Raw genomic sequence first — 11716 nt, forward strand, 5'->3', positions numbered from 1 at the left:
CTCGGGCGGGCGTCAGACATACTCGTCGTCCCCGCCGGCCAGGACTATCTCGCCGGAGTCGGCCAGGCGGCGGACCACCTGGAGGATGGCCTTCTGCTCGGTCTCCACCTGGGAGACGCGAATCGGGCCGCGGGCCTCCATGTCCTCGCGCACCAGGTCGGCGGCGCGCTGGGACATGTTGCGCAGGAACTTCTCGACCAGCGCCTCCTGGGCGCCCTTGAGGGCGATGACCAGCGAGTTGGTCTCGACTTCCTGAAGCACCAGCTGTACGGCGCGGTTGTCGAGGTCGAGCAGGTTCTCGAACAGGAACATCTCGTCGATGATCTTCTGGGCGAGGTCCTCGTTGTGGGCGCGCACGGTCTCGATCGCCACCTCCTCCAGGGAGGAGTTCATCAGGTTGAGGATCTCGGCGGCGGTCCTCACGCCGCCCATCTTGCTGCGCTTGAGGTTCTGGCCGTCGAGCATGCCGGTGAGCACTTCGGTCAGCTCCTGGAGCGCGGCGGGCTGGACACCGCTGAAGGTGGCGATGCGCAGCACCACGTCGTTACGCAGCTTCTCCTCGAACAGCTCGAGGATGTCGGCCGCCTGGTTGCGCTCGAGATGGATCAGGATGGTGGCGATGATCTGCGGATGCTCGTCGCGGATCAGCTCGGCGACCATCGATGCTTCCATCAGGTTCAGCGCATCGATGCCGGAGTTGTTGCCGGTGCTTTCGAGAATGTCCTCGATCAGGCTCGAGGCGCGCTCGCTGCCCAGCGCCTTGGTCAGGACCGAGCGGATGTGCTCGCTCGAGTTCAGGTTGAGCGCCACGAACTCGTCGGTCTCGCGGTGGAAGGCCTCGAGTACCGCCTTCATGTCCTCGTGGGAGATCTGGTTGAGCTGGGCCATCTCCATGCTGATGGCCTGCACCTCGCTGGCGTTCAGGTACTTGAACACCTCGGCGGCACTGTCCTCGTCGAGCGTCAGCAGAAGGATGGCGCTCTTGCGGGCGCCGCTCATCTGGTCGATGGCGCTAGTCATTGGCATTCATCCAGCTGCGGATAATCATCGCGACCATGCGCGGGTCGTCCTGGGCCATGTCCTGCAGATCGCGCAGGTTGTTCTCGTAGAGTGACGTCTTGCGCCGCCGCTTGGGTCGTGCGGCATAGGTGTCGTCCTCGTCGGCGCCTGTGGCCTGCTCGATCTCCTCGTCGTCGTCACCCACGCTCACCCGGAAGGTGCTGCCCGCGACACTCGGCTCGGCGGCCGGCGGCACCTGGGTGTAGCGCTTGATCAGCGGGCGCAGGATCAGCAGATACAGCAGCAGCGCGACCAGGCCCACCATCAGGTAGCGGCCCAGGGTCGAGGCCAGCGACAGCACGCTCGGGCGTTGCCACCAGGGAGTGTCGTCCTCGAGTTCGCTTGCGCGCACGAAGGGCGTGTTGACCACTTCGATCTGGTCGCCGCGTACCGTCGAGAAGCCCATCGCCTGCTGAACGAGACGCTCGAGCTGGGCGAGTTCTTCCGGCGTCAGCGCGACCTGCTCGGTCTCGCCTTCGGCGTTGACCACGCTCTTGAAGTTGACCACTACCGCCGCCGTCAGGCGCTGTACCTGGCCCAGGCGCTGCTGGACGTGCTCGATGCTGCGATCGACCTCGTAGTTCACCACGTCGTCCTGGCGCAGGTTGGTGAGCGCGTTGTCGGGCACCTCTTCGCCATCGGCACCTTGGTCAGGCTGATCGATGGGCGAGGGCGCCGCCCCCGGAGGGGTGTTGCTCAGGGCTCCGGGAATGCCGGTGGCGAGCGGATCCTCGCCGTCGAAGGCGAGGCTCGTCTGGCGACTTCTCACCGCCGCCTCGTTGGGCGCCTGGTTCGGGCCGTAGCGCTCGGAGGTCTGCTCGCGGCGCGAGAAGTCGATCTGGGCGGCGACCTGGGCGCGCACGTTGGCGCTACCCAGGATCGGTGCCAGGATGTTCTCGATGCGCTGCTGGTAGGAGCGCTCCACCTCGGTGATGTAGGCAAGCTGGGTGCCGTCGAGGTCGTTGCCCTGGGCGGACTTGGCGGAGAGCAGGCGGCCGCTTTGGTCCACCACGGTGACGTCTTCGGCGGAGAGCTCGGGAACGCTGCTCGAGACCATGTGGACGATGGCGCTCACCTGACCTTCGCCGAGCACCCGCCCCGGCAGCAGGGTGAGCACCACGGAGGCCTTGGCGGGCTCGCGGTCGCGGATGAACACCGACGGCTTGGCCATGGAGAGGTGCACGCGCACGCGCTCGACCGGGCCCAGGGACTCGATCGAGCGGGCGAGCTCGCCTTCGAGCCCGCGCTGGAAGTTGACCTGCTCGGCGAACTGGCTGATGCCGAAGGCCTGGTTGTCCATCAGTTCAAGCCCCAGGTTGCCGCCCCGAGGCAGGCCCTGCTCGGCCAGTTGCAGGCGCAGCATGTGGACCTGGTCGGCGGGCACCATCAGGGCCTGGCCGCCCTCGCTGAAGCGATAGGGCACGGCGCGGCTGTCGAGCTCGGCGATGATCCGCCCGCCGTCCGCTTCGTTGAGGTTGCTGTAGAGCACGCGATAGTCGGGGCTGCCTGCCCACATGAAAAGCGCCACCACCAGGGCGACACACGCCGCGCCCGCGACGAGCAGGACCACCAAGGGGCTTGTACGCATCTGCTCCTTGAGGCGCGTGAGGGTGGCACTGCTTTTCAGGCTCTGAGCCGAATCGCCCTGGGACGCGTGGGGAGTCGAGCTGGTCTGACGGCCTGCCGTGGCACCGGTCTCGCTCATGAAGTCCTCCAGGAGGATAAGCAAAACTGGCCACGGCCCAGGCGCATCGTCATTGAAGGCATAGGCTATATCCGTCGATCGCGGTAAGTCTTAACGCAGACATTCAAAGAGGAACAGATACGGAACTTTGATGGGCGCCATTATCCTTAGGCGGGTCAAGCATAATCGACGGAAAAGGTCGGCTTTTATGACGTATTTGTTCGTATGAGGGACATGCCCCGGGTGGTAGGGTGGCGGGACTGTTTTAGCCCTCCCTTCAATGAGGTATTGACATGAGTTCTCCCGCCATTCAGTCCGCGCTCGCGCAGATGCAGGGGCTTGCCTCCCAGGCGGCGGCGCCGATGAAAAACGACCAGATCCCGGTCGGCCAGAGCGGGTTCGGTGGCGAACTCCAGGCCTCCATCCGGCGCATCAACGCCCTTCAGCAAGGCGCCAGTGCCAAGGCGGTGGCCTTTCAGTCAGGTGCCCCCAACGTCGAGCTCAACGACGTCATGGTCGACATGCAGAAGGCGAGCGTCGCCTTTCAGATGGGGCTGCAGGTGCGCAACCGTCTGGTCAGCGCCTACCGTGACGTCATGAACATGCAGGTGTAAACGGCAGGCGCCCTGCCTTCAGGCCTCGATCGAGATGAGGCCGCTCTGCATCTCCTCGATGCGCCTGGCCACGGCCAGCACTTCCTCGCCGGGAATCTGGCGGATCACGTCCCCGGTCTCGCGATCGATCACCCGTGCGATGATGCGCGACGACTCGTCGCTGACGTCGAACTCGAGCCCGCGCGGGCGCAGCGCGTTGTTGATGCGTTCGATGGGCTCTTCGAGCTCCTCGCGGGAAAGTTCGACGGCGCGCGTGTCGGTGCTTGCCGGCACGGCGGTGGCCCGCGCCTCGATCTCCTGACGCAGCGTCTGGGCCTGCTGGGGCGAGAGCTGCGATGCGGAGGCGGTGGCCGGTGCGAGACTGCTGTCCAGTGGTAAAGAGTCCATGTGGCACGTTCCTTTGTTGGTAAGGCGATTTCACGCTGTCGTGAGTGACGCTCATGATCGATGCCCGGATGCCGCAGGGCCTCTTGAAAGAGTATCGGCTAACGATGCTGAAACTTTACTGTGCCCGTATGGCCTGTCGAAACACGCGTATCAAACGTCGAAAATAGCCGCTTGCGCTGCGTTTTATAACGACATGAGCGTTCTTGACCTTTGCTATGCTCGTTTTCAGTGGATCGGCGCTAATCGCTAGCGCCGGCCGGCGGAGGCGAGACAGGTGACGGAAGTGGAGCACGAAGGGTATGAGAGCGTAACGAGCGCCGCGGCCATCGGGGCGCTACTCGATACGATGATCGAAGGCGGCGGGGTATCGCTTTGCCTGATGACGCCGGAGGCCACGCCCGAGCCCATCGTCCTGATGGAACAGCACCCCGGTGACACCCTGGTGATGGACCTCTCCTCGGTCGGGCATCTGCTTTCGAGGCTGCAGGCGGCGGAACCCTTCTATCTTCGCGGCCAGTCCCAGGGCAAGGTGATTCGCACGCCCGCATTGACGCTGACCGAGGCTCGCCACTCCGGCGGGCGTCTTCTTTGTTGCAGCCAGTACCCGGAGGCGCTCTGGGTTCTGCAGCGTCGCGAGTCGTTCCGTGCCCAGCTGCGCATGGGCATGGTCGTCGCCGTCACCGTGACCGACGATCACGGCGAGAGCGTCAAGGGGGAGCTGCGCGACCTTTCCCAGAGCGGTTGCCAGGTGGAGCTGCCCTTGAGCGCCAGCGGTCTGCTGGCCCGCTCCTGCTCGCCGCTTACCCTGACCTACGCCTTTCCCGATGGCACCGAGTTCTCCGTCGATGCCGAAAGTCGGCATCAGCTGACCGATGCCGAGTACCACCTGCTGCGCGTCGGTTTCGAGTTCGTCGATCACAGCGCCGAGCAGTCGCGCAAGATCTGGTACTTCGTCTGCGAGATCGAGCGCGAGGCGACCTCCTACGACAAGGAGGCCACCGAGGATGCGCGCCAGTCATCGCCGCTGTTCGACCCGCAGGGCGTGGAGAAGGGCGAGCAGCAGCAGGTGGGCCGGCGCGATCTCAAGCACTACGCCACCCCCGCCGCGCGGCGGCTGGTGAAGGTGGCGGCCTATCTCAACGCCCAGCTCCTGCTGCTCACCCAGGGCAGCGACATCGATTCGCGCCAGCTCTCGCTCAACGCCGACCGGATCATCGCCCTGCACGAGGAGGATCGCCAGGCGCTGCTGTTCGCCTCGCGCTGTTTGTCACTGGAGCCGGTGCTGGTGCGCCACGGCATCGCCGTGGCGATCCACCTGCTGGACTGGGTCGGTGGCGATCTGCCCGGCGATGTGCGCAAGGCGATCGTCGCCAGCGCTCTGGTACACGACCTGGGCAAGGCGCTGATCCCCCAGATCATCTATACCGCTCCCCAGTTCGAGGCGACGCATCGCGAGGCGCTCAGCGAGCACGCCGCGCTCTTGCTGCAGCGCCTGAAGAGCTGTCAGTGGCTCTCCCAGCACGTCGCCCAGACGGTGATCAAGGGCATCAACGAGCGTCTCGACGGCAGCGGCTACCCCGACCGGCTCAGCGGCGAGCAGATCAACGAGCTCTCCAAGGCCTGCGCCATCATCGACGTGGTCGAGGCGATGCGCCGGGATCGCCCGGACCGCCCCGCGAAGACCACCCAGGAGATCTACCGCCACCTGCTGCGCCATCCGAACCAGTTCGACGCGCGCTGGGTCAAACGCTACATCGACCACTTCACCTCGCTGCCCATCGGCTCGCTGGTGCTGTTTTCCAGCGAGCAGCTCGCCTGGATCGTGCGCCTCGACGAAAGTGGTGCGCCTTCGGAAGTGGTGGTCACCGACCAGCCCGTGGCGCCGCTGCGCGGCACGCTGAAATACAGCGTCGCTGGCGACGTCGCCGAGCGCCTCGGCAAGCCCCGGCGCGAGGTAGCGGTCTCGACCTGAAACGGACGCTCAAGCGAACGTTTGAAAGTATGTCGGTTCGGTTAAAGTCCGCTTCCCGCGCGCCGATAGAACAGACAACGGTGCTGCTCCCAACGCTCACGAGGCGGCAAGACCGCCGATTCGCAATACTCACGAAGGAGTATCCAAATGACCTACTCTCGAAGCGGCGCATACGGCCGAGGGGCCAGTGCCTACGCCCGCGTCGGCGTGGAAAGCGGCGTCATGTCGGCGGACCCCCACCAGCTGATCGTCATGCTGTTCGATGGCGCCCAGGCGGCGATTCGCGCGGCGCGCATCCACATGCAGGCCGGCAACACGGCCGAGAAGGGGCGCTGTATCTCGAAGGCGCTGGATATCGTCAACAACGGGCTGGCCGCGGCGCTTGACCCGGAGAAGGGCGGCGATATCGCCGAGCGCCTGGGCTCGCTCTACGACTATATCGCCCGGCTGCTGCTCGTCGCCAACCTGCGCAACGATGCCGAGAGCCTCGATCAAGCGGAGCGCCTGCTTGAGGACATCGCCTCGGCCTGGCGCGAAATCGGTCAACGACAAAGTGCGTGAGGCAACCCATGTCCGCTTCTGAAACGGCGCGCATCGATACTCAGCAGCGCCTGCTGGACACCTACCATGAGCTGCTCGAGCGCTCGGCGCAGATGCAGATACTGGCGAGCACCGAGCAGTGGGCGGAGCTTATCGAGCAGCGTACGCACTATGTCATGCTCGTCGATAAGCTTCGCGAGCTCGACGAGAGCGTTGCCCTGGATGAGACCGGTAGAACGCGCAAGGCGGAGCTGCTCGAGCGCATTCTCGAGCACGATGTCGATATCCGGCGTCGGCTGGTCACCCGGCGCGACGAGCTCGGCAAGCTGATCGGCGTCTCCCGCAAGCAGCGCGATCTGCATCGCGCCTACGCACCGCAGCAAGGCCTCGATTCCCTGCAGGACGACACCCCGCCGTGAGCGGCATCACGCCGTTGATCGATACCCTGATGCACCAGGTGCTGGGGCGTCAGGGCGAGGCGTCCCAGCAGCGTTCGATCAACGCGCCGGTCCAGCCGGTCACCCCCGGCGAGGGGCCGCGCGCGCTCTCCCGGGATGCCAGCCTGGATGGTCGGCTCACTTCCGCCGAGCGAAACATCGATGAGCTGCGCCACCTCCCGCCGTCGCTGCCCCAGGGCGGGCGCCCGGCGCCGGGCGCGCCCGGCGAGGCGCCGCCCGGCTCGACCCAGACCCATTTCAGCCCCGCGGCGCGCGGCATCGCCGACGTCCTCTTGCGCTTTCCCGCCCCGCCCGCAGCGCTGCGTATCGAGGCGCCGTTGATGGCCGCCGGCGAGGCGCCGGACGCCCGAGCGCTGGCCGGGCGCCTCGATGCCAGCATCCGTGACAGCGGCCTGTTCTACGAAGCGCACTTGAAGCGCTGGTTCCAGGGCGACGTTTCCCGCCAGCAGCTGCTGCGCGAGCCGCAGATGCAGCTCGCCCGGCCCCTGGCTGGCCACTCGCCACCCATGCCGGCGAACCAGCCGGGCGCGAGCGCGGCGCCCGGGTCACCGTCGGCGCCTCTTTCCACGAGCATCCTGCCCGGCACGCCGCTGGTGGCCGTGCCCGCTCCCCAAGGGGCGGCGCTTCTCGGCGCGCCGGCCCCTTTGCCTACTGCTGCACCTGCCGCGGGCGCCCTGCCGGCGGGGGCGCCGGGCGCCATGCCTGACGTCGATCGACCCGTTGTCGAGCGCACCGCCGTCGGCGTCGCGCCGAGCAGCGCGGCGGTATCGCCAAACGACGAGTCACCGGCGCGGGCGAGCGCGCTTCGCGACGCCGCCGCGCTGCGTGAATTCGAGGCGCTGTCGCCCCACAAGCGCGAGGTCGTTCACGAGAGCCTGCAGGGGCTGGTGCGCCAGCAGCTCGAAATGCTCGCCACGCCCATGCTGCGCTGGGAGGGCGATGTCTGGGCGGGCGTCTTCATGGCGCTGTTGATCAGCGCGCCCGGGCGGCGCCAGGGCGGGGAGGAGGAGAGCGGCGGCGAGCAAGAGCAGGCGTGGCGCTCGCAGATGCAGCTCGACGTGCCCGAGATCGGTGCGTTCCAGATCGCACTGTCGCTCTACCAGACGACCCTCGGCGTCGAGATCCAGGCCGCGGACGAGGCCACGCGTCAGCGCCTCGCCCCCGCCATCGCCGACCTGGAAGCGCGTCTGGGCGCGCTCGATTTCGCACGCGTGCGCGTCGTGCTGACCACCTCGACGGAGCCGAACTGATGGACGCACCCCACGAGCGTCGCCGCCAGGCGGTGGCGCTGGCCTACAAGGAGGACGAAGCGGCGCCGCGGGTGGTCGCCAAGGGGTATGGCGAGCTGGCCGAGCGCATCATGGCCGAGGCGCAGCGCCAGGGGATCTACGTCCACGATGCGCCGGAGCTGGTGGCGCTTTTGATGCAGTTGAACCTCGACACCGAAATCCCGGCGAGTCTCTACCAGGTGGTGGCGGAGCTGCTGGTATGGGTATTCGAACTCTCCAGTGACGAGTCGACACGCCTGGCAAGGCGCAAGTAGCCAATGCCGACGTTGTATGCAAACATGAGGAGGATAAGGGAACAAAATCATCCGAGGCGTCAGTACAATGGTCAGCCAACGCCTCGTCGGTCGATGGAACATTATGAGTCAAACAAGCTTCTTCGATGAAATCCAAGAGATCAATCTCGCGTATCTGCTGCTGGCCCAGCGGCTGCTGAACGAAGATCGCGAATCGGCGATGCTGCGCTTGAAAGTGGACGGCGACCTCGCCGACCTGCTCGTCTCCATGAACGCCTGGCAGCTCACCAAGCTGTCGCGTACCAATCAGCTGGTCTGCCGGTTCAGCCAGGTGAGCGCCCAGCAGCTTCGCCAGATCATGGAAAACCCCCGCGACCAGGGACTGTCGGGCCTCCACGCCTCGCTTTTGATGGCCTGCGAGCCCTTCGACACGCTGCCGAAGGGAGGGGCGGAGTGAGTCAGAAAAGCTTGGTCGATGAAATGCATCAGGTTCAGCTGGCCATCGAGCTGATCGAGCTCGGCGCGCGCCTTCAGGTGCTGGAAACGGAAACCGAGCTGAGCCGCACCCGCCTGATCAAACTCTACAAGGAAGTGCGCGGCATGTCGCCGCCCAAGGGCATGCTGCCCTTCTCGACGGACTGGTTCGTCACCTGGCTGCCCAACGTCCACTCGTCGCTGTTCTACAACATCTACGCGAGCCTGCGTGGCAACACCGACTGCGAGCGCATCGACGCCTTCGTCAAGGCCTACCGCATCTACGAAGAGCAGGTCGTGCTCGAGAAGGTCGACCCGGTGCTGGGGCTGACCCGCGCCTGGACGCTGGTGCGCTTCTTTGAAAGCGACCTGCTGCAGCTCACTGCCTGCACGCGCTGCAAGGGGCGCTTCGTCGCCCACGCCCACAGCCCCACCCACGACTACGTGTGCGGCATCTGCCAGCCCCCCTCCCGCGCCGGAAAGACCCGCAAACCCTCTGCCCAGTAGTACCGATTCCGGCAAGCCTGCGTGACTGACAGCCCCTGGCGCAAGCCCGCGCTCGCTCACCTCGAATCGATGTGCGCTTAACCCTTAGATAGCGGTAAAAGGCACCGGTACTTTCTCATTAAGCCTGCGGTGCGCCCTAGTATGATAGGCCTAAGCGTCATTTAGGCGAGGACGTTGCGCTTTCGTCGTCACGCAAGGTCGAAACGTCTCCTCTGGTTAACCACTGTCGTTGCAAGGAACGTACGTGTGCTGATTTTACTAGGTTATGTGGTGGTGCTGCTGTCGGTGTTCGGCGGCTACGTGTTGGCGGGGGGGAGTCTCGGACCGCTGGTCCAGCCCATGGAGCTGGTGATGATCGGCGGCGCTGGCGTCGGTGCCTTCATCGCCGCCAACAACGTCAAGGCGATCAAGGCCACCTTCAAGATCCTGCCCAGGCTCAAGGGGGCCAAGAAGTACAACAAGGATCTCTACATGGAGCTGATGGCGCTGCAGTTCAAGCTGCTCTCCAAGATCCGCCGCGAAGGCATGCTGGGGATCGAACGCGACATCGACAGCCCCGCCGAAAGCCCGCTGTTCCAGGAGCACCCCAAGGTGCTCGCCGACCCGCACATCATGAACTTCCTCACCGACTACCTGCGCCTGATGGTGAGCGGCGGCATGGAGCCCATGGAGATCGACGAGCTGATGCTCCACGAGATCGAGGCTTTCGAGCAGGAGGCGCACATACCGATCGATGCGATCAACAAGGTGGGCGACGCCATGCCCGCCTTCGGTATCGTCGCGGCGGTGATGGGCGTGGTGAAGGCGCTGACCTACGCCGATGCCAGCCCCGAGCAGCTCGGCGAGATGATCGCCCACGCCCTGGTGGGCACCTTCCTGGGGATTCTGATGGGCTACGGCTTCATCAGCCCCGTGGCCAGCTACGCCGACCGCCAGGCCAAGGAGGCCGAGAAGATGCTCCAGTGTATCCGCGTGACGCTTCTGGCGAGCCTTCACGGCTACGCGCCGCAATTGGCGGTAGAGTTCGGCCGCAAGGCGCTGCACAGCGCCGAGCGTCCGAGCTTCAGCGAGCTCGAGGAGTACGTTCGCGAGGCCAAGAAGGGCGGTAGTGCATGAGCAAAGGGGCTGACAAGCGCCCGATCGTCATTCGGCGCAAGAAAGTGGTTCATGCCCATCACGGCGGCGCGTGGAAGATCGCCCTGGCGGACTTCATGACGGCCCTGATGGCGCTGTTTCTGGTGCTGTGGATCCTGAGCATCTCGAGCGACGAGCAGCGCCGGGGCGTGGCGGAGTACTTCAGCACCCCGCTGGTGACGGCGATCACCGGCGGCGATCAGTCCGGCAGCACCCGGGTGATTCCCGGCGGCGGCCCGGACCCGACCCACAGCGACGGCGAGCGGGCGCGGATCGACATCTCCCAGCACACCCGGCCGAGCCTTCAGGAGCGGCGCTTCTTCACCGACCTGCAGGCGCGCATCGAAAACGCGATCGAGCAGGACCCGGAACTGCGCCAGCTGCGCTCCCAGATGCGCTTCGACCTGACCCGCGAGGGACTTCGCATCCAGCTGCTGGATACCGATCAGCGACCGATGTTCGAGCTCGGCAGCGACCAGGTCGCCCCCTACATGCGAAGCCTTCTGCGCACCATGGCGCCGCTGCTCAACGAGCTGCCCAACGACCTGAGCATCAGCGGGCATACCGATAGCGTCCCCTACGCCGGCGGCTATCGCGGCTACAGCAACTGGGAGCTCTCCAACGACCGCGCCAACGCCTCGCGCCGCGAGCTGGTCGCCGGCGGCCTCGACCCGGACCAGCTCTTGCGCGTCTCCGGCTTCGCCGACCGCGTGCTGCTCCCCGATGCCACGCCGATCGATCCGCGTAACCGACGCATCGAACTGGTGGTGCTGCTGCCGGAAATCGCCGATGCGATCCGCAACCCCAACGTGCTCGGCCCGCAGGATCTGGTCGAGGACGAAAATAGTGCGATCGAGGCTTTAGAAAACATGCCGCAGGCCGATATAGCGCAGTAAGCGAGGCGGGTCATAACAACTATGACACTCAAGTGGAGCAGTGCATGGACATAGCGGATTTTTTTGACACCTTTTTCGAAGAGGCCGAAGAGCTGCTCGCGGACATGGAGCAGCACTTGCTGGAGCTGGATGTCGATGATCCCGATAGCGAGCAGCTCAATGCCATTTTCCGCGCGGCCCACTCCATCAAGGGCGGCGCGGGCACGTTCGGTTTCAACGTGCTGCAAAAGACCACGCACATTCTGGAAAACCTGCTGGACAGCGCGCGCAAGGGGGAACTGGTGCTGCGCGCCGACCTCGTTGACACGTTTTTAGAGGCCAAAGACATCATGCATCAACAGCTCGATGCCTATCGCAACGAGGAAGAGCCCGACCAGGACGCTTTCGAGCGCATCTGCCACACGCTCCAGCAGATCGCCCTGGAGGAAATCGGCGAAGCCCTCGAGGCGCCGCCGGTACCGGTGCGGGC

The 11716-nt window shown here is 65.4% G+C and carries 14 protein-coding genes; 11 read left to right on the plus strand and 3 right to left on the minus strand.

Annotated elements, in window-relative coordinates:
- Nucleotides 1-12: 12 nt before the first annotated feature.
- Complete coding sequence (gene fliG, locus BIS11_RS03420; RefSeq protein WP_253423538.1) at nt 13-1020, minus strand: flagellar motor switch protein FliG; 1008 nt, start codon at nt 1018-1020, stop codon at nt 13-15.
- Nucleotides 1013-2764, minus strand: a complete 1752-nt coding sequence (gene fliF, locus BIS11_RS03425; protein ID WP_253423534.1) for a flagellar basal-body MS-ring/collar protein FliF — start codon at nt 2762-2764, stop codon at nt 1013-1015. The genes fliG and fliF overlap by 8 nt, the downstream gene beginning before the upstream one ends.
- Nucleotides 2765-3036: 272 nt before the next feature.
- On the opposite strand from fliF, the gene fliE reads away from it, so the two are divergent.
- Nucleotides 3037-3357: a flagellar hook-basal body complex protein FliE gene (fliE, locus tag BIS11_RS03430; protein ID WP_253423532.1), complete on the plus strand. Its 321-nt coding sequence runs from the start codon at nt 3037-3039 to the stop codon at nt 3355-3357.
- 18 nt (nt 3358-3375) lie between these two features.
- On the opposite strand, the gene BIS11_RS03435 is transcribed toward fliE, so the two are convergent.
- A complete protein-coding gene (locus BIS11_RS03435; protein WP_253423529.1) occupies nt 3376-3744 on the minus strand; it encodes a flagellar protein FlaG in 369 nt (122 codons plus the stop codon).
- Between the two features lie 274 nt (nt 3745-4018).
- On the opposite strand from BIS11_RS03435, the gene BIS11_RS03440 reads away from it, so the two are divergent.
- The 10 genes from BIS11_RS03440 to BIS11_RS03485 form a co-directional block, all read left to right on the plus strand.
- Nucleotides 4019-5716: an HD domain-containing phosphohydrolase gene (locus BIS11_RS03440; RefSeq protein ID WP_253423526.1), complete on the plus strand. Its 1698-nt coding sequence runs from the start codon at nt 4019-4021 to the stop codon at nt 5714-5716.
- Nucleotides 5717-5863: 147 nt separating this feature from the next.
- Nucleotides 5864-6277 (plus strand): flagellar export chaperone FliS, encoded by a 414-nt coding sequence (gene fliS / locus BIS11_RS03445; protein ID WP_253423523.1) that lies wholly within the window; start codon nt 5864-5866, stop codon nt 6275-6277.
- An 8-nt stretch (nt 6278-6285) separates the two neighbouring features.
- Nucleotides 6286-6675 carry a flagellar protein FliT gene (gene fliT / locus BIS11_RS03450; RefSeq protein WP_253423520.1) on the plus strand — a complete coding sequence of 130 codons (390 nt, stop codon included), beginning with the start codon at nt 6286-6288 and terminating at the stop codon, nt 6673-6675.
- Nucleotides 6672-7964 carry a flagellar hook-length control protein FliK gene (locus BIS11_RS03455; protein ID WP_253423517.1) on the plus strand — a complete coding sequence of 431 codons (1293 nt, stop codon included), beginning with the start codon at nt 6672-6674 and terminating at the stop codon, nt 7962-7964. Before fliT ends, BIS11_RS03455 begins: the two co-directional genes overlap by 4 nt.
- A complete protein-coding gene (locus BIS11_RS03460; protein ID WP_253423513.1) occupies nt 7964-8257 on the plus strand; it encodes an EscU/YscU/HrcU family type III secretion system export apparatus switch protein in 294 nt (97 codons plus the stop codon). Before BIS11_RS03455 ends, BIS11_RS03460 begins: the two co-directional genes overlap by 1 nt.
- Before the next feature lie 103 nt (nt 8258-8360).
- Entirely contained in the window at nt 8361-8693 is a 333-nt protein-coding gene (flhD, locus tag BIS11_RS03465; RefSeq protein WP_253423511.1) for a flagellar transcriptional regulator FlhD, read from the plus strand.
- Entirely contained in the window at nt 8690-9217 is a 528-nt protein-coding gene (gene flhC, locus BIS11_RS03470) for a flagellar transcriptional regulator FlhC (protein WP_253423508.1), read from the plus strand. The genes flhD and flhC overlap by 4 nt, the downstream gene beginning before the upstream one ends.
- 246 nt (nt 9218-9463) lie before the next feature.
- Nucleotides 9464-10333 carry a flagellar motor stator protein MotA gene (motA, locus tag BIS11_RS03475; RefSeq protein WP_253423505.1) on the plus strand — a complete coding sequence of 290 codons (870 nt, stop codon included), beginning with the start codon at nt 9464-9466 and terminating at the stop codon, nt 10331-10333.
- The gene (motB, locus tag BIS11_RS03480; protein ID WP_253423502.1) at nt 10330-11247 is read left to right on the plus strand and encodes a flagellar motor protein MotB; all 918 of its coding nucleotides are present in this window, start codon (nt 10330-10332) and stop codon (nt 11245-11247) included. Before motA ends, motB begins: the two co-directional genes overlap by 4 nt.
- Nucleotides 11248-11291: 44 nt before the next feature.
- The coding region (locus BIS11_RS03485) for an Hpt domain-containing protein (protein WP_253585738.1) at nt 11292-11716 on the plus strand (425 nt) is incomplete at its 3' end.

The organism is Halomonas sp. 707D4 (genome assembly GCF_024158685.1).
Classification (GTDB): domain Bacteria; phylum Pseudomonadota; class Gammaproteobacteria; order Pseudomonadales; family Halomonadaceae; genus Vreelandella.